Here is a 22,325-nt window from a genome sequence, read left to right as displayed (position 1 = left end):
CCACAGGCTCTCGGCCACTCTCCAGCGCTGACTTAACCAGCGTACACAAAGTTGAGTCCATTCCGCTCAAGGTAGGGAGGTTCGCCTGCGGGGGCTAGGTTGCGGGCATGACGAAGCACCCCGAGCTGTTCCTGGACTTCTGGCGAGAACGTCACCTGTGCACGCTGACGACGCTGCGGCCCGACGGCAGTCCCCACGTGGTGCCGGTGGGGGTGACGTACGACGCGGAGGCCGGGCTGGCCCGGGTGATCACCAACGGGGCGAGCGCGAAGGCGCGGCACGTGCGCGCGGCCGGGGCCGAGGGCGCCCGGGTCGCGGTGTGCCAGGTGGACGGCCGGCGCTGGGCCACCCTGGAGGGACGGGCGCGGGTGCGGACGGAACCGGACCGGGTCGCCGAGGCGGAGAAGCGCTACGCCGAGCGGTACCAGCGGGTGCCGTCGCCGAATCCGGCACGTGTGGTGATCGAGATCGAGGTGGAGCGGACACTGGGGCGCGGCTGAGCACTTTCGGTCACCGTGGAAGCGCGCCCATCGCGCGCAACGCCCGACCCCGCCCCGGAAGACTGCAGCGGCGTCACCGTGTTCAGGTCACGGTGACGCCGCTGCGGGGGGAAGCGCCTGAGCGATCTTTTACGACGGGGGAATCGCGTCAGGCACTGCGGGGGGTGGCCGAGATGGTCCTCAGGTCCTGGTCCGTCGGCTCGGCGAGCCGATGGTCCCGCTGGTCGAGGTTCACAAAGATCATTCCGTACCGGATCGCACACCGTACCGGCTGGGGCGCGCCACGCGGCTTGCGCAGGCAGCGGTACGCCCGCACGTCCTCGTCGTCGTCGCGGGTGACGACGACCGGCTCCCCGAACACGGTCACCATCAACGAGTCACCACTGTGGGGGATGGCGGTGACCAGGTCGATGAAGTGCCATCCGGAGCGGTAGGCCGTGGCCATTTCACGGCGGAAGGAACGGTCGTCGGGTGGAGTAGTCATCAGTCAGCCCCAGGTGGTGTCGTCTGCACCATCGGAATGAGCCGACCCCGTGTTGTCGGCACTCACAGCGACCGACTGAGCAGCCACTCCCCACGTGGTGTCCGCCGCGACGTCACGCTTCGCACCGCAGAGGCCACTCAGCGCGCCAATGGCCACAACGGCGGAGAAGGTGACGGCAAGCATCGACCGAAGCATTTTGTTGCGCATAGTCGGCTTCGTCCTCACTTGAAGGTCCCCTCTTCCCCCGTCGAACAAGACGATGGCTCATTTGGGCACGTCATGGCCACACAATCGATGCATCATGTTCCTGCATGTTCAGGACCCTGGGGGGTGGAGATTTGACATCGAATCGGACCAAAGTGTCACATCCCCATGCGATGAGTGAACTCTGCGAGGAGGGTAGTCGTCTCTACGCGAAGGCACTGCGCACCGGACGTATAGCCCGTGTGGAGGTCGAACCCGCTCCCTGCCTCATGGAGTTCGCCCTTCTCCACCCGGACCCCGACGACGCGAACTGGCTGCGCCCCACCCCTCCCTCGGTGGCCCTGGCCCAGCGGCTCAACCCGATCGAGCGCGAGATCTCCGAACGCAGACGGCTGTCGGTCGAACTGGCCGAAGCGTTCGAACCGTTCATGACGCTCAGCGCGCAGAGCGCGACCCCCACGCACGCCATCTCGGTCCTGGAAGGCCTCGACCGCATCAACGCGGCGCTCGACGTGGCGACGGCCGAGTGCCGCTCCGAGGTGCTCACCGTCCAGCCGACCAGCCGCCGCCTGGAACACACCCTCCTGCAGGGCCTGGAACGCGACCGGCCGCTCCTCGAACGCGGCGTGCGCATCCGGACGCTCTATCAGCACACCGCCCGCTACAGCCCCGAGACGCTCGGATACGTGTCCCAGTTCTCCGAGGGCAAGGTGGAGTACCGCACCATCGACGAGCTGGTGGAGCGGCTCATCATCTGCGACGAGGCCGTCGCCTTCATCCCCGTCCGGGACGACCGGCAGGTCGCCCTGGAACTGCGCCACCCGGGCCTCGTGCGCTACCTGATCAAGGTGTTCGAGTTCATGTGGGCCCGCGCGGTGCCACTGAGCACCGGCGCACCCTACGAGACCGCCCCGGACGGCATCACGGACATCCAGCACTCCATCGCCAAGCTGCTGGTGGAGGGTCACGTGGACGAGGCCATAGCGCGCCGCCTGGGCATGAACGTGCGCACCTGCCGCGCCCACATCGCCAAGCTCGCGCAGGCCCTGGGCAGCGGCAGCCGCGCCCAACTCGGCTATCTCATAGCGCAGTCAGGCATGCTGGACCGGGACCACTGAACCGATGACGGGGGCGAGAGGGACGAGGAAGGACACACAGCGGCAGTCCCGGCCGGCCGGGCAGGGCGAGGCCGTGACGCACCGGGAGCACGGCGTCGAGGAACTGTGCGCCGCCGGGGAGAAGCTGTACGAACGCGCCCTGCGGGAAGGGCGCGTACCCGCCGCCGATGCCGCCGACGCGCCCTGCCTGACCGACTTCGGCCTGCTCCACCCCGCCCTGGACGACCTCGGACTGCTCGAACCGGTCCCGCCCGCCGCGGCGCTGCACCGGCTGCTGCGCACCTCCGCGGCGCGCGTCGCCGAGGAACGGCGGCGCGAGGACCGGCTGGTGGAGCGGTTCGAGCGGCTCCTGCGGATCGATGTACGGCAGTCACCCGACACCGGCGCGGCGATGCTGCGCCTGCTCAGCGGCACCGAGCAGATCAACCAGGCCATCACCGACGCGATGGTCGACGCCAGCGAGGAGTCGCTCACCATCCAGCCGCACGCCGGCCTCACCGGCGCGCGCGGCGAGGCGGCCCGCGACACCGCCTTCGGGCGCGACCAGGCGCTGCTGGACCGCGGTGGCCGCATCCGCGTCCTCTACCAGCACACCCTGCGCCATGTGCCGATCGTGTACGGGCCGCTGGAGTCCTTCCGGCACGGCGACACCGAGGCCCGCAGCCTGGACGAGGTGCCGGACCGGCTCATCGTCATCGACCGCAAGGTCGCCTTCCTGCCGGCCAACGACGACGGCACGCTCGCCCTGGAGGTCCGCCACCCGGCGTTGATCAAGTACTTCGTCACGACCTTCGACCGGCTCTGGCGGCTGGCCACGCCGATGTTCCCGAAGGCCGTGCAGCCACCGTCGGTGAACGGCGTCACGCCCCGCCAACGCGCCATCGCCGCGCTCCTGGTCGAGGGCCACACCGACGCCGCCATCGCCGACCGCCTCGGCATGAACATCCGCACCGCCCGCCTGCACATCGCCAAGCTCGCCACCACCCTCGGCAGCGACAGCCGCGCCCAGCTCGGCTATCTCATCGCACGCTCGGGGATTCTTGATCAGGAGCCGTGAGCGCGCCGGCCGGCAGTCCGGGGCTGCGATGGCCGTCCAGACCGACCTGGGCGATCCGCACGCCCAGCTGGGTGCGGCTGGCCGCGCCGAGGGTCTCCGACAGACGGGCGATGTGGGCCCGGCAGGTGCGCACGCTGATGCCCAGCCGCTCGGCGATCACCGCGTCCTGGTGCCCCTCGGCGAGCAGCGCGGCGATGGACTGCTCGCGGTGCGAGATGCCCTCGATGCCGGTGTCGGGCAGCGGCGCGGTGAGCGGGATGGCGAGCCGCCAGAGGCGCTCGAACACCGTCACCAGGTACTCCACGAGGGCCGGGTGGCGCAGCTCCAGGGCCATCGTGCGGTCGGTGTTGGCGGGGATGAAGGCCACCGTGCGGTCGAACAGGATGAGCCGGTCGATGACCTCGTCCAGGGTGCGGGCCTCGACCGTGTCGCCCATCAGCTCCAGGTAGTTCAGCAGCCCCTGGCCGTGCCGGGCCACGTGCGTGTACAGGTCGCGCATGCGCACGCCCCGGCCGCGCAGGGCCAGCGCCCGGTGCAGCCCCTCGGTCAGCTCGGCCTCCCGGCGGATGCCGCCGGGCTGCACGGTGAGCACCTCGGTCGTGCACGCCTCGGTCGCCTCGTCCATCGCGGCCTGGATCCGGGACAGCCCGTCCAGCACCCGGATCGCGCTGCCCTCGGCGGGCGCGGCCAGCGCGCCCAGCTCACGGCCGAGTCCGGCGTACCACTCGAAGGCGGCGACCGCCGAGCCCACCCGGCGCTGACTCTCGCTGACCTCGTCGTAGACCCCCCGCAGCAGCCGGGTCATGACCTCCTGCGGAGAGGTCGGCACCAGCCAGTCCATGTCGTCGGGGTCCGGGTGCAGCAGGGCCAGCTCCAGCAGGCAGGGCACCGCCTCGGCATCAGTGCGCGGCACCCGCCCACGGCGTACGGCACGGGAATACACCCGATCCCCGGCCGCGCACAGTCGGTCGGCGCCGTGTGGATGCTCCTCCGCCCCGCGCCTGGCCATCGCCCATTTCACCCCCGGTGTGCTGCCACTTCCGCAGCGCAACTATGCGCGGCGCCGGACGGCTCCGCAACACGGCTCACCCCGACAGGGCCGCCACGAAAGGAGGTTATGTCCGGGTATCGGGCAGGCTCCGCCCCTCGCATTGCAACAAGCTGATGGTGGTGGGGCGGACGCCACCGAGGCATCGTTGGTCCCACTTCCCCCGGGTGTCCCTGTGGCACCCGGAGCGGCCCCGGTCACGGCTCCCCAGTCCTCCGAGGCCGCGGCATCGCGCACACGGGGGTGGCGCGAAGCGCTCCGCGGGAAGGGCCGTGACGGTGCCGTCGTTCGACCGCGGCGCCGTCGCGGCCGGCCGGACCCTACTTCAGGCCGATCGCCGCGCAGGCCGCCTTGTACTTGGCGGTGCAGATGTCATTGACGGAGTAGATGCCGTCCGCGACGACCGTGGACTTGATGGTGCCCTTGGTCAGGGCGGTCGGCTGGATCAGCTTGGCCGCGATGCCCTTGGTGGTGGGGCTGTCGACCTTGTCCTGGGTGAGCGCGTCGAACTGGATGTCCTTGCCCTGCACCTTGGCGACGGCCATCTGCGCGGCGGCCTCGGCCTCGTCCGGGTAGGGCTTGTAGACGCTCATGTACTGCTCGCCGGCCACGATCCGCTGGACCGCGTCGAGTTCCGCGTCCTGGCCGGTGATCGGGGGCAGGCTGGTGACACCGGCCGCCTTCAGGGCCTTGATGACGCCGCCCGCCATGCCGTCGTTGGCGGCGTAGACGCCGGCGATGTTGCTCTTGCCGATCAGGCCGATCGCCTTGGTCATGTTGGACTCGGCGAGCTCCGGCTTCCAGTCCGTGGTGTCGTAGGACTCCGCGATCGTCACCTTGCCCTTGAGCTCGGAGAGCGCGCCCTCCTTGAACTGCTTGGCGTTCGGGTCGGTGGGCGAGCCGTTCACCATGACGATCTTGTCGGAGGTGTCGGTGCCCGAGCCGAGGGCCTCCAGCAGGGTGCGGCCCTGCACCTCGCCGACGAGTTCGTTGTCGAAGGAGATGTAGGCGTCGATCGGGCCCTCGGCGAGCCGGTCGTAGGCGATGACCGGGATGCCGGCGTCCTTGGCCTTGGTCACCTCGGAGGCGACGGCGTGCGAGTCGACGGCGTCCAGCAGGATGATGTCGACCTTCTCTTCGATCATCTTCTGCATCTGCGAGGCCTGCCGGGAGGCGTCCGCGTCGGCGTTGAGGTACTCGACCTTGCCCTGCTTGCCGGTGAGTTCGGCCACCTTGTCCCGAATGATGGGGTAGTCGAACTTGTCGTAGCGGGTGTTGGCCTTCTCCGGCAGCAGCAGGCCCACGGTGATGTCGTTGCCCTTGCTCGGGCTCGCGTTCGCGCCGTCCCCCGTCGCATCCAGCACCCCACAGCCGGCGAGCGAGAGGGTCATCGTGGACGCGGCCACGGATATGGCGATACGACGCATTCGAGGGCTCACTTCAGGTGCGTTCCGGACGTAGGGCTGCTATACGACCCAGGTGTCTGAAAAGCCAACGCGGACGCCACACCCGGCGTCAAGCGGAACTACTTAACGAGTCCGCAACACCACGCTCAGCTGACCCTGTGAAGGGTGAGCGGAATCCTCTCCAAATGCTCTTTACGGACCCTTCATCCAAGGGCCGTTCAGGAGACGGCAAAGGATACGACAAGAGAACTGTTTCGATCAGACGACCGAACAGACCCGGCCATCCGCGTCCAGCCGGCCCGGTCCGCCGCCACAGGCCGCCACGATCTCCTCCAGGTCCGCGACCGCGGCCGCCACGCCCTCGGTGAGCAGCACCGCCGTCGGATTGAGCAGCACCTCGTCGACTCCGGCGGCCCGGTACCCGGCCAGGGCCGCCGCGATCTCCTGCGGGCTGCCCACCACGACCGCCCCGGCCCGCAGGAGCGCGGACGCCGGATCGGGCCCGTCGACGTCGACGCCCGCCCGGCGCAGCATGTCGGCGTAGTGCGGGGCGCGCAGATGGTCCCGGGTGGCGAGGCGGGCCAGCCGGCGCGGGTCGCGGCCCGGGCGGCGCACCGCCACGTGCACGGCGGTCGCGATCCGCGGCGGCGCGGCCCGGCCCGCCGCGGCGGCCCCGGCCGCCAACGCCGGTACGAGGGTGTCCCTCAGGTAGGCGGGCGGGGTCATCCAGGTGATCGCCACGTCCGCGGTCGCGCCCGCCGTACGGGCCATCGCCGGCCGCAGCACCCCGGCGCCGACCTCCACCGCGGCGTGCGGGCCCACCGGGGGCAGGGCGCCGTACAGCCGATGGCCGGCCCCGTCGTGCGCCACCTCGGCACCGTCCAGCAGGGCCCGTACCGAGCCGACGTACTCCCCCACCGCGGCACGGGGGCTGCGACACGGCTCGGACTCCAGGCGGCGCACGAAGTCGGGGCTGCCGATGCCGTACCCCGCCACGACCGGCTGCCCGGTGAGCAGGGCCAGCGACCGGGCCTGGAGGGCGGCCTCGTACGGGTGCCGCAGCGGCAGCAGCGTCACCGCGGTGCCCACCGGCACCCGGTGGCCCCGGCCCGCGAGATGGGCCAGCACCTGGTGCGGCTCGGCCCGGAACGACTGGCACAGCCACAGCCGGCGCGCGCCGCTGCGCGCGACCAGCGCGGCGAACGGCTCGACCAGCTCCGGGTGGTCGGGCTGCAGGGGGTAGAGGACGGCGGGCGGTGCCGGGGTCATGGTCCGGTTCCTACGCTTCCTGTGCGGGGGCGGTGTCGAGCGTGGCCAGCAGAGTCCGGCCGGGAGGCAGAAAACGGGCCGCGGCCGCGGCCACCTGAGCGTCCGTCACCTCCGCGAGCGCGGCCGGCCAGTGCGCCAGCCAGTCCACCGGCAGCCCGGCCGCGACAAATCCGGCCAGGGCGCTCGCCTCCTCCGCCCGGGTGGCGAGGGCGAAGCGCGCGAATCCGGCCGCGTAACGGCGCACCCGGCGTGTCTCCTCGGGCGTGGGCCCGGACTCGGCGAGCGCGCCGAGGCAGTCGGCGACCTCCCGCGCGATCCGGTCACCCGTGCCGGGCGCGCCCACGCAGTCGATCTCCAGCCAGCAGCCGGCGCGGTTCTGCCGGACACGGGCGTCGACGGCGTACACCAGCCCGTGCCGCTCGCGCAGGTGCCGGGTCAGCCGGGAGGAGGCGTGCCCGGCGAGGACCAGCTGGGCCAGGTGCAGCGCCGCGTGGCCGGGCTCGGGGGCCGGAACGGCCGGCCCGGCGGTCAGCAACAGCGCCTGCCCGGCCGCCGGGTCGTGCAGGGCGATCCGGCCCGGCTCGGGCTCGGCACGCGGGAACGGCGGCAGCACCAGCCCGGACGGGCCGCCCGCCCAGCCGCCCAGCTCCGCGCGCACGAGGGCCAGGACGCGGTCCGGATCCGCACCGCCCAGCACCAGCAGGACGGCACCGCGCGGTACGACGGCCCGGCGGTGGAAGGCGTACAGCGCGTCCGTACCGGGCGCCGGCCCCCCCGCGTCGCCCTCCTCGGTCAGCGGGTGCGGACCGCCGAAGGCGTGCCGGAGCTGGGCGCGGCGCAGCCGGGTACGCGGGCCCGGGGCCGCGGGACCGGCGGGGGCCGGCGCGGTCCCGGCCGGCTCGTACACCGGGTGCACCAGCAGATCGGCGAGGAGCCGGAGGGCACCGGGCAGCCCGTGCGCGAGCACGCTCACCGACAGGACCAGATGCTCGGCGGTCACCACCGTGCTCACCTCCGCGCCCAGGTCGGCCGCCCGGTCGGCGACGGCCTGCCGGTCCCGGCCGGCCGTGGCGGTGCCGAGCCCGGCGGCGACCAGCTCCTGCGGGCGCACCGAGGCGCGGTCGGCACGGGCGTACGGCAGCACCAGCCGGAGCTCCGCCAGGGGAGCGCCCGGCGCGGCGACGACGACCGTGTCGAGACCGTTCGCCAGTGTGCGGCGCAGGGCTTCACGGGGAGCGGGGGTGAGGAGAGCGGGAGTGAGGGTGTTCATGCGGAAGCTGCCTCCAGGGCGACGACGGCGCGCGGGGCGCCCAGCAGGGCCTGGGCCGCGATCGAGACGTCGGCGGGGGTGACGGCGGCGAGTCGGCCGGCGACGGTGTCGGGGGCCGGGCGCTCGGCCGGCGGGAACAGCAGGGCGGCGCGGCCGTGGGCGACCGCGCGGGCGGCCGGTGCGTCGGCACGGCGGTGGCAGCCGGCCCGCAGCACGTTCGCCGCGCGGCGCACCTCGTCGGCCGCGGGCGGCTCGGCGGCCAGGGTGGCGAGCGCCCGCAGCCAGTCCGCGGCGGCCTCCTCGGCAGCGGCGCCCCGTGCCCGGTGCCCCAGCACCAGCGCCAGGTCGGGCGCGGCGGAGGCCAGCCACTGCCCCTGGTACCCGCAGTGCACGCTCGCGCCGGCGGACCGGGCGCGGCGCAGCACCTCCAGGAGGACGACCTGCGCGACATACGGTCCGAGCCCCTGGCGGGGATCGGCCAGGGCATGCCCGACCGCCACGGCGTCCCGGCCATAGGGCAGGGCGACAGGCGACGCGACCGCCACCCCGTCCCGGCCGTACGGCACGGCGACAGGCGATGCGACCGCCGTGCGGGCCTCGGCGGGGGCGGCACTCGCGCTCCCGTCAGCCGGTGCCCGCCACCCGCCGAACTCCCGCTCCACCAGCTCCCGTACCCGGCCCGCGGGCACGTCCCCGACCACGCAGAGCACGGCCCGGTCGGGACGGTAGCGGCGCCGGAAGAACGCCTCCGCGTCGCCGGCCGTCACCCCGCGCAGTTCGGCGGGGGTGCCGTAGGCGTGCCGGGCGCCCGGGTGGACGGCGGCGAGCATGCCGTCCCACAGGCGGGTCCCGGCTCCGGCGGCGCGGATCTCCTCCGTGACGACGGCCGCCTCGGAGCGCACGGTCGCCGCGGCGGGCGCGAAGCGGAGCAGCCGCCGGGCCTCCAGGGCCAGCAGGCCGGGCAGGGCGTCGGCGGGCGCGACGGTGTGGAAGACGGTGTGGTCGCGGTGGGTCTCGGCGTCACACATGCCGCCCGCCTCCTGCACCAGGGCCACATGACCGGCATCGGCGCCGTCCTGCTCGTCGCGCGGGAACATCAGATGCTCGACGAGGTGGGCGGTGCCGTGGCCGCCGGCCGGGTCGTCGTCGCCGCCCGCGGCCACGGTGAGCGCCACGGCGACGAGCCCGCGCCCCGGCAGCTCCTCGGTGACCAGCCGCAGGCCGGTGTCGAGGCGCGACTCGCCGTACGGCTCCGGCGTCACGGCAGCGGCCGGTAGACGGAGACGCACATCTTGCGGCTGTCGCCGCCGTCGAAGGGCTGCTCGTGCCAGCCGGAGTAGCGGGCCGACAGCTCCAGCCGGGCGATCCCGGCCAGCAGGTCCAGTTCGCTGGGCCACAGATAGCGCATCACCGTGCTCGCCGACTTCGGTGGCTCGCCGTCCAGGAACAGGGTGTTGTGGACCATCATGTTCTGCGAGGCGGGCAGCACCCCGATCGACTCGATCATCGCGCCGCGGCCGGGGATCGGGTACGTGGTGATGTCGTTCTTCTTCTGCACGTGGAAGTCGCTGGGGTCGAACGTCTCCACGACGACGTGTCCGCCGGGCGCGGTGTGCCGGGCCACCGCGTGGATCAGGGCGATCTGCTCGTCCGGGGAGACCGCGCAGCACAGCGCGTTGAACGGCGCGAGGACGACGTCGAAGGTGCGGCCCAGGTCCAGCGTGGCGAAGTCGGCGTGCACGGGGGTGATCCGGCCCTCGGGGTCCTTCCCGGCGAGCCGGGCGAGCATGCCGGCGGAGGAGTCGACGCCGTGCACCCGGAAGCCCTTCGCCGCGAGCGGCAGCGCCACCCGGCCGGTACCGACACCGAGTTCGAGCACACTCGCGCCGGGTCCGGTGAGCGTACGGAGGAACTCACCGATGTCCTCCAGGTCCGGGGTACTCGGATAGATCTCGTCGTACACCCCGGCGAGCGCGTCGCTGTAGGCGGTGGTGAGCGTGACGCCCAGGCCGGCGGGTTCGGTGGCGGGGGAGGTGGCTTCGGCGGCAGGGCCGGCGGATTCCGGACCGGTGGCGGGGGATTCGGTGGCGGGGGATTCGGTGGCGGGGGCGGTCTGGGGGGTCATCGGCGGTCTCCGGGGCGGGTGGTGAGGTTGTGCTGCGGGTGGCGCGGGTCGATGCCCGCCTCAAGGAACGCCTGGACGACGTGGGCGTCCCGGTCGCCGGGCTCCCCGTCGGCGAGGGCATGGGCGATGAGCCCGCTGGCGAGGGCGAACGCCCGGTGCTGTCCGAAGCTCATGCCGTCCTGGCCGGGGCGCGGATCCTCGGGGTCCCAGGCGGCGGCGATGCCGGGGGCCAGTTCCTCGGTGAAGACGGACGTGTCGGGCGCGGTGGCGGCCCCGGCGTGCGGGGCGAGCGCGGCCACGACCGCGCGCTCGCCCGGCCGGTGGTCGCCGTGCAGGTAGACGACGACCGAGTCCCGGCGTGGGAAGTCCTGCGGGTCGGACAGCACCTTGGCGTGGTACGACGCCCTGGCCGCCTCCAGCGCGCCGAGCGCGGCACCCCACAGCACGACGGCCGCGCCGGCGTCGCGCGCGTGCACGAAGAGCCGGCGTACGGGCCCGGCGGGGCGGGGCAGCGGGCGGGAGCCCATGACGTAGAAGAAGCCGGGGGACAGCGCGGGGCGGGCGGCTTCCAGCGCGAGTTCGACGTACGCACCGGGCGCGGGCGGGACGGCCGGGGCCGACAGCCGGTCGGCGCGCACCCGGACGGTCGCCTCCGGCAGCCGCACCACGAGCTCGTCGCCGCCCGGGCGGGGCAGCACCTCGACCAGCCGGCCGCGCACCGGTGTGGTGGCGTGCGGTACCACGGCGGCCAGCCGGCGTTCGAGCGCGGGGTCGCGCAGCGTACGCCGGGGCGGCGGTCCGTCGGCCCCGAACCCGCCCCGGCCGCGGCCCGCGTGGAACTCCTCGTACAGCGCGTTGGTGAGCCGGCCCCGCAGATCGCGGGGGCTGTCGGCGGTGACGGTACGCCCGCCGACGACGGCTTCCCGGCCTCCGCCCCCGACACGGACCACACCCAACGCGCCGGCCAGCCGCGCCCCCAGCCCCCACACCGGCGCGCCACCGGACGCGCCGGGAACCGGCGAGTCGTCGGACGGCTCCCGGACCCCGGCACCCGCCGGCGGGCGCGGAGCCGAGGACGCCACCCGGCGTCGCGGAACCCCGATGCCAAGGGCGGGACGCGCGGCCGGGGAGCCGGCGAACGGTTTCGCGACCAGCGCGCCGGCGGAGGGCTCAGCGGCCGCCGAACCACCGGACGGCTCCCGGGTCTCGGGGCCCGTCGGCAGGCGTGGTGCCGGGGGTTGCGGGATTCCCGCGGCGGGGGTGGGGGCAGGTGTGGACTGGGTCATCGGGGGCTCCCGGCGGGCAGGGTCAGGCCCAGGGTGTGGGCCGCGGTGGCGGGGGCGAGGAGGATCGTGCGGCCGATGCCGGCGGCGGCGCGAGCGACCGGGTTGAGGGTGGCGTGCGACTCGGCGGTGGCGATCAGGCGGTCGTACAGGTGCCACCCGGCATACGCGGCGGCCCGCTCCGGCAGCCCCGGGTCGGGGGCCCGGCACTCCAGATAGGCCTGCCAGAACGCGCCGATCCGCGGCAGGTGGCGGCGCAGGCTCGCCGAGCCCCGGGCCACGATCTCCGCGTGCCCGAGCCCGAACCCGGCGCTCTCCCCGGCGACGGCCTCACCCGTCGGCGCGAACACCGAGTACGTCGCGTGGAAGAGCCACTCCCCGGCGAAGGCGCCGACGTCCCGCGCGGGGTCGGCGAGCCGGAACTCCTCCCAGTCGCACAGGTGCAGCCTCCCCTGCGCGTCCCGGATGAACTGGTCGAACCGCAGGTCGCAGTGGACGGGCGCGAGCGGCACCGACGCCTCCAGCTCCCGCAGCCGGCGCAGGGCGGCGACGACCTCGCCGTCGTCCTGCACCAGCTGCCAGGCGGCGACCTGCGCCATGCTGCGTTCCAGGACGGCGCTCCAGGGCAGCGCCCGCAGCCAGGCGAGCGGCGGCAGCGGTGCCTCGCCGGTGTCGAGGCGGTCGTCCGCGCCCAGCCCGTGCAGCGTGCCGACGGCGCGGCCGGCCGCCCGGCACAGCTCGTCGTCGAACTCCCCGTCCAGCGCCAGCTCGGCGCCCGAGCGGGCGTCCGGCAACAGCCGGTGGACGCTCACCCCGGCCGCGGGGTCGGCACCGAGCAGTTCCGGCGAGCGGAGTGGGGAGCCGGACGGCAGCCGTTCGGCGGCCAGTTCCTCGAAGGACAGGGCGCGCTGCAGTTCGGGGCAGCCGCCGTCGGGCAGCGGGGTGACCGTCTTGACGAAGACGTCCACGCCGGTGGTGGTCGGGCCGGCCCAGTTGTCGTTGCGGCCGCCGAAGGAGGTGACGGCCGTGGGGTCGAGGGAGCCGAGCCCGAGCCGGTCCAGGAGGGCGGACACGGCCGGTACGGCGTCCAGTTCGGTGGGCCGGTACCGCTGCCGGGTGCGCGGTCGGCCGCTGGTGGGGGTGGTCGTGGTCATGATGGGGCTCCCGGGACGGCGCGGCGGCCCTCCTCGTCGATGAGGTCTGCGATGAAGGCGGTGTAGGCGGGCAGTTCGTCGCTCCAGCCGCAGTACGCGGCGAAGTCCCGCTGGTGGGCGGCGATGCGTACGACGGCCGCCCGTGCGGCCCAGGCCCGGTCGGCGTCGGGTCCGTACCCGTCGAGCAGCGCGCCGGACAGGTCGGCGGAGCCGGCCGGCGCGGGTGCGGACCAGGCGAGTTCGGCCAGGTCGCCCAGCAGCCAGCCGAGGTCGAGTTCGGGCCGGGCGGCACCCAGGTCCTCCCCGGTCAGCAGCGCCACCGGGGCGGGGCGCGCCGGCGGCACCAGGGCGCCCAGCGAGGCGAACCCGTGCACCAGGACCGCGTCCCGGCATGGCTCCGCGAGCCCGTGGCACCAGGACCGCAGCCGCTCCAGCCGGGCAGGCCCCCAGGCCCGTACGACGTCCTCGCGCAGGCGGTGCACGGCCGCGCCCCCGGGCTTCGCGGCCGGGTCGGCGGTGAGGTACGCGCGCAGCCGGGCCAGCGCGGGCGGGGTGGCCGCTGCGACCGGGGCGGGCGTGGTGTGCAGGGTGCGCAGCGCCCGGCCCGCCGCGGCCAGCGCGTGCGCGACCAGTGTCCGGGCCTGGGGGCGGGGATCACGCAGCCAGGCAGCGGCCGAGTGGGCGCCGTCGGCGAGGTGCGCGAGCCCCGCCGCGCGGGGCCGGGGTACCGCCAGCCGGGCACCGGGGGTGTGCCGGGGGACGTACGCGGCGAGGGGTGCGGCGAGCGGGTCGGGCCGCAGCGGGCCGGGGCCGTGCCACCAGGTGTAGCGCCCCTCGGGCGTGCGGTGCACCCGGGTGGTCTGCAGCCCGGTCGCGAACTCGGCGACGGGAGCGCCGGCCGCGCCCGCCACACCGGCCGCGTCGGCCATATCGGCCACACCAGCCGTGTCGACCACGTTGGTCGCATCAGTCGCGCAGGCCACATCATCCGTGCCGGCCGCGTCAGCCACATCGGCCGCGCGCGCCCTACCGAATACATCAGCCGCGCCGGCCACCTCGGCCGCGCCGGCCACGTCGGCGGGGGAAGTCATACGGCATCCCCTTCCGCCGCGCGCCGCGCCCGCGCGTACGCCCCCACGCACAGCCCCATCAGCTCCGACAGCGGCATCGCGCCGCCGTCCTCCCGCTCACCGGTGCTCGCGCTGACCGCGGGCACGGTCGGCGCGACGACGACCCCGGGGCGGGCCCGCAGCGCCTCCAGGTGCCCGCGCACCACGGGGTTCGACTGGGCGCCGGGCGGCAGCGAGGGGGCCACGCCCACCAGCGCGGACGTGGACTGCAGGGCGCACAGCAGCGGGGTGTCGGCGAGGCCGAGGGCGTAGCGGCCGAGGAAGTGCAGGGTGGCCGGGTGCACGAGAACCAGATCGGGCCAGCGGGCCAGGTCCACGTGCGGGGTGGCGCCGGGTGCGGCCTCGTTCCAGTCGTCGGTGACGACGTCCCGGGCGCACAACGCGGAGATCGCGTCCGCCGAGACGAAACGCCGTGCCGAACGGGTCAGCACGACCCGTTTCTCCATTTCCGGAAAGGTGTTGCCCAGCCAGTTGATCCAGAAGGGCAGGAAGGACACGCTGAGCGCGCCCGTGCCCACCACGAGAACCCGCCGGAATCCGGGGTCCGCGACACCGGTGGGGTCCACACCGGTGGAATCCACGCCGGTGGAATCCATCCTGCCTCCTGGGGAAAGTGCGAGTACTGCCCGGGGAGGGGCGGACGGCCCCTCCCCGCGGGTCACCGGACGACGTGTCCGGTGGTCAGCACTTCTTCTCGATCGTCTTGGCGGTCAGCGACCCCAGGGCCGCGGCGCACTGCTGCGAGGAACGCGCGGTGATGATGGTGGCGCGGATCGCCCACGGGATGGTCGGGCTGAACGCGGGCGCCGCGTCCTTGCCGTCGTACAGGCCCAGCTCCTCGGCGGAGGTGTAGGCCGTGTAGCCCTCGAACAGGTCCTTCTCGGTCTGCGTGGACTGCATTGAGAATCTCTCCCTTTTCTGCGGCGGAATGACGGGGACCGGCCTTTCCGGTCCGGCGCCGTCCGCTGCGACGAGAGAAATCTGCATGCGGTAAAGCCCTTGCCGCCATTGTCAGTTACGGCATTGCCGCATCCGGCAGTACCGCCCCCGGCATTGCCGCATCCGCCAATACCGCGCACCCCCCGACCGCACGTAGAAACGTCAGGGTGAACACACCTGAACCGGCGACCCCCCAGGACCCCCGGCCGTCCCCCCGGCCGCCGCTGCGGGCCCTGCTCGCCCACGCGCGGCCGCACCGGAGCGTCCTCGTGCTGGTCCTGGTGCTGACCCTGGCGGGCAGCGCGGCGGGACTCGCCCAGCCGATGGTCGTCGAGTCCGCGCTCACCGCGCTGATGACCGGCCACGGTCTGGACGGTCAACTGCTGCTGATGGTGGGCCTGTTGGCGGTGTCCATCGGGCTCACCTGGACCCAGGCGCTGCTCAGCGAGCGCACCGCCGAGAAGGTCGTCCTGCATGTGCGCCGGGGGCTCGTGCACCGGCTGATACGGCTGCGCAGCGCCGAGTTGGACCGGGTCGAGCCGGGCGGCCTCACCACCCGGGTGACCTCCGACAGCACCCTCGTGCAGCACGCGGCGACGAGCGGGGTGATCCAGCTGCTCGACGGCGGCGTCCATCTGCTGGCGACGATCGTGCTGATGGGCATGACGAGCCTGCCGCTGCTCGGCATCACCTCCGGGGTGCTGATCGTGGTCGGCGTGGCGATGGGCGTGGTGATGCCGCGGATCCGCCGGGTCACCACCCGGGCGCAGACGGCGGTGGGCGAGATCGGTGCCGCGCTCGACCGTGCGCTGGGTGCCGCCCGTACGGTGAAGGCCAACGGCGGAGAGGCGACGGAGACCGCGCGGGCCGTGGCCGCCGCCGAGGACGCCTGCCGGGCGGGCCTGGCCGGGGCCCGCTACCACGCCGTGATCGCGGTGCTGTCGGCGCTGGTCGTCCAGGCCTCCTTCCTGGCCGTCATCGGCTTCGGCGGCGCGCTGGTCGCCACCGGCACGCTCGACCTGGCCGCGCTGATCGCCTTCCTGCTGTACCTGTTCAACCTCGGTGGCCCGGTGCTGTCCCTGGTCGGCGGCACGACCTCGCTCCAGCAGGGGCTCGGCGCCCTGGCCCGCATCGAGGAGGTCCGGCACATGGAGATCGAGACGGATGTCGACGAGACCCCCGCCCGCCCGGCCGGCCCGCCCCCGCGCGTGACCCTCCAGGACGTCACGTTCGCCTACCCGGGCCGGGACTCGACCCTCGATCGGGTCAGCCTGACCGCCCCGGCGGGCGCCGTCACCGCGCTGGTCGGCCCGTCCGGCAGCGGCAAGACGACCGTCTTCTCGCTCCTGCAGCGGTTCTACGACACCGGCTCGGGCCGCATCCTCCTGGACGGCACCGACATCACCGCGCTCAGCCGCGCCGAGGTGCGCCGCCGTATCGCCTACGTCGAGCAGGACACCCCGATGCTCGCGGGCACCCTGCGCGAGAACCTCCTGTACGCCGCGCCCGACGCCCGCGACGAGGACGTGGCCCGGGTGCTGCGGGACACCCTGCTGGACTCGCTCGTCGCCCGGCTCCCGGACGGCCTGGACACCCAGGTGGGCGCCCGGGGCCTGGCCCTGTCCGGCGGTGAGCGGCAGCGGCTGGCCATCGCCCGGGCCCTGTTGCGCCGACCGCAGGTGCTGCTGCTGGACGAGGCGACCGCGCACCTGGACGGGGTGAGCGAGACCGCGCTGCGGCAGACCGTGGAGCGGGCCGCCGAGCACTGCACGGTGCTGCTGATCGCCCACCGGCTGTCCACGGTGACCTCGGCGGAGCACATGGTGCTGCTGGCCGACGGCCGGGTGCGCGACCACGGCCGGCACGACGAACTCCTCGGCCGCGACCGCCTCTACCGCGATCTCGCCGCCACCCAGCTGACGTCTTCGGGAACGTGAGACGTCCGTCGTCCGTCCCCCATGACGTACGACTCTTGACTTTCCCTTTACCGGCACACCGACCGGACAGCAACAGCAAAGGAACGACCCGCATGCCGAAGGACCCGGCACACAAGCCCACACCCGACGCCCAGCCCGAGGAGCACGAACGGTACGGGGACCACGGGGAGCAGGGGGGATACGGGGAGCACGGGGAGTACCAGGAGTACGGGGAGCACGGGGAGTACGGGGACGAGCCGGAGGAGTGGCCCGTCGCCGAGCACGTCTCGCAGGACGACCGCTTCGGTGCGATCACCGTCCGGCTGGACACCCGGGAGGGCGAGGTGAGCGTGACGGGAGCGTCGGTACCCCGGGTCGTGCTGCGCCGTGCGCCCGGCACGGAGGCGGCGGACCATGTGCCGATCGGCACCCGGGACGGCGCCCGCCTGACGCTCACCGTCGACGGCGCCGAGGCCGAGGTGGACCCCGCGAAGGGGCGGCTGACCCGGCGTTCGTACCGCGTCGACGTCCGGCACGGGGACCGCTCCTGGCGTCTGGTGCCCGACTCGATCCCGGGCAGCCGGCTGCTGCGCGGCGAGGAACGCCTCGGGGACCTCACCTCGGAGGGGAACGGGCGGGTGGCCGCCGAGTGGGGCGAGGACGCCGCCGCCGACGCCACGGACGCGGCCGTCGGCTACGCGCTGGCCGCCGCGTTCGGCACCGGGGCGCAGCCGATGTGGATGATCGCGATCGAGATGGTCGGCGACATGCTCCCCGGCTGACCACCCGTCACGCACGTCCTGGGCCCCCTGCGGTGGCGTACCGGAAGGGGGCCGGGGTGCCGCGGGGATCAGCCGTGGTCGGCCCGTATGTCGTCGGCGTACAGGTGCGAGACGATCGCCGCCTGGAAACGCGACGTGAGGTCGAGCTTGCGCACGATGCTGGCGGTGTGCGCCCGCACCGTCCGCTCCGCGATGCCCAGCCGGCGCGCGAGCCAGCGGTTCTGCTCGCCGGTGGCGAGCAGCAGCAGCACCTCGCGCTCCCGTTCGGTGAGCGCGGAGAAGTCCGGCGCGGCATCCCGTACGACGACTGTCATGGTTCCCCCTGGGTGGTGCGATCGGTCGTCCGGCCCTCCAGCCTGCCAACCGACGCGCGCCCGCACGGGTCCGCGGGCGCGCAGCTTGTTGCAATCCGAACGACATGATCATGCGAATCCTTGACCAATGCATTACCTTGTGTTGGCATCAATTCGGTGGATTCCGCATCACCGGCGTCAGCTCGGCCCGACCAGCCGTGCCGGACCCGCGCGCCCACCGAGCCCGGTCGGAACGGGAGAACACGGGGGAAGGATGAACAGTGCGGGCAGCATGGCGGCGTTGGGACTCTCAGGCACGGAGGAGCGTCTGTACCGGCACTTCCTGCGCAATCCGGGGACGTCGGCGGAGGATCTCCATCTGCTGCTGCACACCCCCCGGGGCGAGGTCCGGGGGGCGCTGGAGCGGCTGACCGGCCTGGGCCTGCTGCGGCGCGGCCGAAGCACGAGCGGACACGACACGCTGACGGCCGCGGATCCGGAGGCCGCGGTCGGCCTGCTCACCGACCGCCGGCTGAACGAACTGCACCACGAGCTGCGGCAGGTCACACGGCCCCAGCACCTGGTGGCCGAACTCCGCGCCGACATGGGCGCGCACACCCCGGCCGGCGGCGGAGTGGAGCGGATGACGAACCTCACCCAGATCCGCGACCGGATCGACGACCTGGCGTTCTTCGCCCGCCACGAGGTCCTCTCGGTCGAGCCGCACACGGCGCTCACCCCCGAGAACATCGCACACGCCCGCCCCCTGGACAGCCGCTGCCTGCGACGCGGTGTACGCATCCGCAGCGTGGTGCCCAAGGAGGCGCTGGACGATCCGGCCACCGCGGCCTATCTGCGGGAACTGGGCGCGCAGGGCGCCCGGATCCGGCTCTGCGCCGACCTGGCCGAACGGGTCCTGGTCTACGACCGCCACACCGCCCTGGTCCCGGCCGACCCCGCGGACACCTCCCGGGGTGCCCTGCTGGCCCGGGAACCGGGTCTGGTCGCCAGCATCCTGGCCCTGTTCGAGAAGATCTGGGACCGGGCCACCGACCTCGCGGCCCTGACCGGGGACAGCGCGCCGGACGCCGGGGCGCTCACCCCCGTCGAGCTGGAGGTCCTGAAGTCGATGTGCCGGGTCGCCAAGGACGAGATCGGCGCCCGCGAACTGGGGGTGTCCCTGCGCACCTACCGGCGGCACGTCGCCGACGTCCTGCGCACCCTGAACGCCGGCAACCGCGCCCACGCGGCCCTACTGGCCCGGGAACGCGGCTGGATCTGACATCCGCCACGCCCTCAGCGCCGGGTCGGCGAGCACCCGGGCCAGCCAGACCCGCACCGCGTCGGGGGCGGAAGCCGACGGTGGCCGGATCCGCAGCAGGATCCGGCCCTCGTCCTCGTCGAGCCACCAGGTGCACGCCCAGTCGGCGGGCAGCCGGGCGGCCACCCTGATCAGGGCGGTGGCCGCCGGGGCGGGGCCGGCCGCCGCGCGGACCAGTTCCAGTTCCTGGAGACCCGCCGCGGCGACGCCCTCGTTCACTGCCAGCCGTTCACGGACGAGGAAGCCGACTCTCGCATGGTGTGTGCCGTAGCTGCGCTGCCCCAGTACTTCATGATCACGACTCTGCCACCCGTGGGTGCGGGCGCTGAAGGGGAGCCGTTGTCAGGATCCTGCACAGCCCGGGACACCTTCATGCCAGCCGGCCGCCGGACCCATCAGGTGTTCAAGGGAGGGCACCTACACCCGCATCGCCACCACCGGCGGGCCGTCCCACCTCGACACGTCCGGCAGCGTGGGCACGCGGTACTACTACCGCGTCACGGCCGTCGACGCCGCCGGCAACGAGTCCGGACGGTCCGACACGGTCAGCGGCGTGCACCTGGACGAGACGCCCCCGTCCGCGGTCACCGGCCTGACCGCCACCCCCACCGGCTACGGCTTCCACCTGACGTGGGACGCCAACCCGACGCCCGACCTCGCCCGGTACGTCGTCTACGCCGGCCAACTCCTCGGCGACGACGAGGAGAAGGTCTGCTCCGTCCACCAGGTGGAGTGGCTCGGCACCGACACCACCTCCTACGACTACGCCACCCTCCCGGACGGCGAGGAGCGCTGCCTGTTCGTCGACGCGGTGGACGAGCACTGGAACTCCCACTACGAGTGGACCCGCTCCCCCCCACATCGTGGTCGCGACCGAGCAGGACACCACCCCGAGCGTGCCGACCCCGGACGGCTCACCGGTCGACGTGACCGCCTCCGCCGGGAAGGATGTCGTCGGCCTGAGCTGGAACATCGTGCCTGACGCCACCGGCTACCAGGTCTACCGCTGGAACCCGGACACGCACGCCTACGAGAAGCTGGCGGCCACCACCCAGACGTCCTACGCGGACACCGGCGCCCCGCCCGCCACCACGCACCACTACTGGGTGACGGCCCGGTACGCGGACGGCACGGAGTCGGCACCCGGCGCGGACTACGCGATCCTCACCCCCTGAACACCACAAGAGGGGCCCGGCACCCGGGCCCCTCCCCTCCGCGCCTGCCGCTCACCTCAGCCGGGCGAGCACGGCCGTCCAGCGCCCCGACGGGCAGCCGAAGGCCTCGAGGCCGGTCACCGCGCCCCCGGGTCGTACTTGCGCAGGGACGCCTGGACCTCGGCCGCGTAGGGGCCCTCCCACCACGGGATCGTCTCCACCAGGACCGGCTTGGTACCGGAGGCGAGGACCAGGGCGCGGCCGGGCGGCATCGCGCCGAGGTCGGAGACCTGCAGGACCCGCTCGCGGCGGACGGACTCGCTGACCGTGCGGGCGCCGGACCAGCCGTACGCCTCCGACTCCCGGCTGGTCTGGTATTCACGCAGCTCGAACTCGCCGGCCAGCTCGCTCAGATCGCCCAGGAAGCGGGTGTCGGAGACGCCACCGCCGTACACCCGGACGTTCGCCGCGGACCACAGCTTCTCCATGCCGCGCTCGCCCCACACCTCGATGCCCTGTGCCCAGGACTGCAGGATCGTCATCAGGATGATGCCGCGCGAGCCGTAGTGCGAGTACAGATCGGGCAGGGAACGCCAGCGGCAGACGTTCGCCGCCTCGTCCAGGACACCGATCAGCGGCAGCGGGAGGCGGCCGCCGCGCTGGGTGGTGGCGTACTCCTCCGCCGCCTCGACAACGGCCACGGTCAGCGCGGTCACCAAGGGACCCGCGCTGTCCCGGCCCTCGCGGGAAAGGGAGTACAGCGTGCCGCCGGTGCGGACGAACGCGTGCGGGTCGAACTCGGGCGCCCGCGGGTCGGCGGGCGGGGTCACCCAGCGGTTGACCTCGGGGTTGATCAGGCAGGACGCCATCTGCTGGGCCACGCCGTAGATACCGCTGCGCTGCTTGTCGGGGGCGGTGATGACACCGTTCAACCCGTCGGCGGCCATGGTGTGCCCGGCGCCGCGCAGGATCCGCTCCGGCGTGTCGTCCTTGGGGTTGGACAGCCAGCTGTAGATCTGGGTGATGGGTGCCTTGGCGCAGGCGGCGGCGAGCAGCAGGTTGGCCAGCAGGTCCTGGCCGGCCGGGTCGAAGAAGGCGTCGGTGGAGGCGTTCGCGTCCCGTGAGCCGGACGCGAAGTGGTCGGCCATCTTGCGGGCCTTGGCGACGTCGGTGACGTACGACAGCGGGTTCCACCACCAGCTCGGCGCCTCGGCGGCCACCTGCTGCGGGTCGAAGACCCACACCGGGCCGCGGGCAGCGCGCGGACCGCGCGTGGCGTCCACGATGTCCCGCTTGTTGGAGGTGACGAGGACGGCGCCGGGTCCGTCCAGGATCGCCGGGACGGCCCGCCGGGTGGTCTTGCCGGTGCGCGGCCCCCAGATGTCCACGTGCATGTCCTCGTACGAACCGAACAGTGGCTGACGGCCCTTGACGGACCGGCCGATGAACACGCCCGGGGTCTTCGCCTGCACGCCGAGCCGCTCGGCGGTGGCCGCCGCGCCCTTCATCGTCAGCTTGCCCAGTTCCTCGCCCTTCGCGAGGTGCTGGGCGGCGCCGTCGACGTCGGGCTTGTTCTTCCGGCGCTGCAGGAACCGGTACACGGCCAGACCGAGGATGCCCAGGACGACGGCCTCCCCGGCGGCGACCGCGCTGGCGGCCGAACCCGGCCAGCTGTAGTCGCCCTTGATCATGGCGACGAGGAAGGACAGCGGGTTGCCGGGCGGTTCGGCCGCGTGAGCGAACGACGCGCCCACCTTGGCGGCCAGCCAGGCACCGCCGACGCCCAGCAGCACGACGACGATCAGGATGACGATCTCGGTCGTCCAGTCGTCTTCGGGGCGGGGCTTCTTCTGTTGTTCCGTGGTCACCGCT

Annotated in this window: 23 protein-coding genes; 8 read left to right on the top strand and 15 right to left on the bottom strand. The window is 73.6% G+C overall.

The window, feature by feature from the left end:
* Positions 1–107: 107 nt before the first annotated feature.
* Positions 108–500: a PPOX class F420-dependent oxidoreductase gene (locus IE244_RS23970; RefSeq protein ID WP_031172595.1), complete on the top strand. Its 393-nt coding sequence runs from the start codon at positions 108–110 to the stop codon at positions 498–500.
* Positions 501–648: 148 nt separating this feature from the next.
* Here IE244_RS23970 and IE244_RS23965 read toward each other — a convergent pair whose 3' ends face one another.
* Entirely contained in the window at positions 649–984 is a 336-nt protein-coding gene (locus IE244_RS23965; RefSeq protein ID WP_031172594.1) for a Rieske (2Fe-2S) protein, read from the bottom strand.
* Between the two features lie 377 nt (positions 985–1,361).
* On the opposite strand from IE244_RS23965, the gene IE244_RS23960 reads away from it, so the two are divergent.
* Complete coding sequence (locus IE244_RS23960) at positions 1,362–2,306, top strand: helix-turn-helix domain-containing protein (protein ID WP_229854306.1); 945 nt, start codon at positions 1,362–1,364, stop codon at positions 2,304–2,306.
* Between the two features lie 4 nt (positions 2,307–2,310).
* Complete coding sequence (locus tag IE244_RS23955) at positions 2,311–3,363, top strand: helix-turn-helix transcriptional regulator (protein WP_191875636.1); 1,053 nt, start codon at positions 2,311–2,313, stop codon at positions 3,361–3,363.
* On the opposite strand, the gene IE244_RS23950 is transcribed toward IE244_RS23955, so the two are convergent.
* The 11 genes from IE244_RS23950 to lxmA form a co-directional block, all read right to left on the bottom strand.
* Positions 3,326–4,372, bottom strand: coding sequence for a helix-turn-helix transcriptional regulator (locus IE244_RS23950; protein ID WP_191875635.1), 1,047 nt, complete (start codon positions 4,370–4,372; stop codon positions 3,326–3,328). The two genes, IE244_RS23955 and IE244_RS23950, sit on opposite strands and share 38 nt — an antisense overlap.
* Positions 4,373–4,731: 359 nt before the next feature.
* Complete coding sequence (locus tag IE244_RS23945) at positions 4,732–5,838, bottom strand: sugar ABC transporter substrate-binding protein (RefSeq protein ID WP_191875634.1); 1,107 nt, start codon at positions 5,836–5,838, stop codon at positions 4,732–4,734.
* Positions 5,839–6,075: 237 nt separating this feature from the next.
* Positions 6,076–7,086: a F420-dependent peptide dehydroalanine reductase LxmJ gene (gene lxmJ, locus IE244_RS23940; RefSeq protein ID WP_191875633.1), complete on the bottom strand. Its 1,011-nt coding sequence runs from the start codon at positions 7,084–7,086 to the stop codon at positions 6,076–6,078.
* Positions 7,087–7,096: 10 nt separating this feature from the next.
* The gene (locus IE244_RS23935) at positions 7,097–8,356 is read right to left on the bottom strand and encodes a M16 family metallopeptidase (RefSeq protein ID WP_191875632.1); all 1,260 of its coding nucleotides are present in this window, start codon (positions 8,354–8,356) and stop codon (positions 7,097–7,099) included.
* Entirely contained in the window at positions 8,353–9,618 is a 1,266-nt protein-coding gene (locus IE244_RS42860) for a M16 family metallopeptidase (RefSeq protein ID WP_191875631.1), read from the bottom strand. The genes IE244_RS23935 and IE244_RS42860 overlap by 4 nt, the downstream gene beginning before the upstream one ends.
* Positions 9,615–10,481: a class I SAM-dependent methyltransferase gene (locus tag IE244_RS23925; RefSeq protein WP_191875630.1), complete on the bottom strand. Its 867-nt coding sequence runs from the start codon at positions 10,479–10,481 to the stop codon at positions 9,615–9,617. Before IE244_RS23925 ends, IE244_RS42860 begins: the two co-directional genes overlap by 4 nt.
* On the bottom strand, positions 10,478–11,767 hold the full coding sequence (locus IE244_RS42855; RefSeq protein WP_191875629.1) for a T3SS effector HopA1 family protein: 1,290 nt from the start codon (positions 11,765–11,767) through the stop codon (positions 10,478–10,480). The genes IE244_RS23925 and IE244_RS42855 overlap by 4 nt, the downstream gene beginning before the upstream one ends.
* Positions 11,764–12,918: a class V lanthionine synthetase subunit LxmK gene (gene lxmK, locus IE244_RS23915; RefSeq protein WP_191875628.1), complete on the bottom strand. Its 1,155-nt coding sequence runs from the start codon at positions 12,916–12,918 to the stop codon at positions 11,764–11,766. The genes IE244_RS42855 and lxmK overlap by 4 nt, the downstream gene beginning before the upstream one ends.
* On the bottom strand, positions 12,915–14,009 hold the full coding sequence (locus IE244_RS23910) for a hypothetical protein (protein ID WP_229854304.1): 1,095 nt from the start codon (positions 14,007–14,009) through the stop codon (positions 12,915–12,917). Before IE244_RS23910 ends, lxmK begins: the two co-directional genes overlap by 4 nt.
* Positions 14,006–14,614 (bottom strand): peptide terminal cysteine decarboxylase LxmD, encoded by a 609-nt coding sequence (lxmD, locus tag IE244_RS23905; RefSeq protein ID WP_191875815.1) that lies wholly within the window; start codon positions 14,612–14,614, stop codon positions 14,006–14,008. Before lxmD ends, IE244_RS23910 begins: the two co-directional genes overlap by 4 nt.
* A gap of 115 nt (positions 14,615–14,729) precedes the next feature.
* Positions 14,730–14,948 carry a lexapeptide family class V lantibiotic gene (gene lxmA / locus IE244_RS23900; RefSeq protein ID WP_031172570.1) on the bottom strand — a complete coding sequence of 73 codons (219 nt, stop codon included), beginning with the start codon at positions 14,946–14,948 and terminating at the stop codon, positions 14,730–14,732.
* Positions 14,949–15,154: 206 nt separating this feature from the next.
* Here lxmA and IE244_RS23895 point away from each other — a divergent pair, with 206 nt between their 5' ends.
* Both IE244_RS23895 and IE244_RS23890 read left to right on the top strand, forming a co-directional pair.
* The gene (locus IE244_RS23895; RefSeq protein WP_191875627.1) at positions 15,155–16,924 is read left to right on the top strand and encodes an ABC transporter ATP-binding protein; all 1,770 of its coding nucleotides are present in this window, start codon (positions 15,155–15,157) and stop codon (positions 16,922–16,924) included.
* A 92-nt stretch (positions 16,925–17,016) separates the two neighbouring features.
* Positions 17,017–17,685, top strand: coding sequence for a hypothetical protein (locus IE244_RS23890; protein ID WP_308436281.1), 669 nt, complete (start codon positions 17,017–17,019; stop codon positions 17,683–17,685).
* 68 nt (positions 17,686–17,753) lie between these two features.
* Here IE244_RS23890 and IE244_RS23885 read toward each other — a convergent pair whose 3' ends face one another.
* Entirely contained in the window at positions 17,754–17,999 is a 246-nt protein-coding gene (locus IE244_RS23885) for a helix-turn-helix domain-containing protein (protein WP_191875626.1), read from the bottom strand.
* A 271-nt stretch (positions 18,000–18,270) separates the two neighbouring features.
* On the opposite strand from IE244_RS23885, the gene IE244_RS23880 reads away from it, so the two are divergent.
* Entirely contained in the window at positions 18,271–19,260 is a 990-nt protein-coding gene (locus IE244_RS23880; protein ID WP_191875813.1) for a helix-turn-helix transcriptional regulator, read from the top strand.
* Here the strand turns inward: IE244_RS23880 and IE244_RS23875 are convergent.
* On the bottom strand, positions 19,231–19,518 hold the full coding sequence (locus IE244_RS23875; protein ID WP_191875625.1) for a hypothetical protein: 288 nt from the start codon (positions 19,516–19,518) through the stop codon (positions 19,231–19,233). The two genes, IE244_RS23880 and IE244_RS23875, sit on opposite strands and share 30 nt — an antisense overlap.
* A 253-nt stretch (positions 19,519–19,771) precedes the next feature.
* Here IE244_RS23875 and IE244_RS23870 point away from each other — a divergent pair, with 253 nt between their 5' ends.
* Positions 19,772–20,281, top strand: a complete 510-nt coding sequence (locus IE244_RS23870; RefSeq protein ID WP_191875624.1) for a hypothetical protein — start codon at positions 19,772–19,774, stop codon at positions 20,279–20,281.
* Positions 20,274–20,474, top strand: a complete 201-nt coding sequence (locus IE244_RS23865; protein ID WP_191875623.1) for a hypothetical protein — start codon at positions 20,274–20,276, stop codon at positions 20,472–20,474. The genes IE244_RS23870 and IE244_RS23865 overlap by 8 nt, the downstream gene beginning before the upstream one ends.
* A gap of 116 nt (positions 20,475–20,590) precedes the next feature.
* Here IE244_RS23865 and IE244_RS23860 read toward each other — a convergent pair whose 3' ends face one another.
* Complete coding sequence (locus IE244_RS23860) at positions 20,591–22,321, bottom strand: type IV secretory system conjugative DNA transfer family protein (protein WP_191875622.1); 1,731 nt, start codon at positions 22,319–22,321, stop codon at positions 20,591–20,593.
* Between the last annotated feature and the right edge of the window lie 4 nt (positions 22,322–22,325).

The sequence above is a fragment of the Streptomyces filipinensis genome (assembly GCF_014649495.1).
Classification (GTDB): Bacteria; Actinomycetota; Actinomycetes; order Streptomycetales; family Streptomycetaceae; genus Streptomyces; species Streptomyces filipinensis.
The sequence above is the reverse complement of the archived record's forward strand: the minus strand, read 5'-3'. Positions and strand labels throughout refer to the sequence as shown.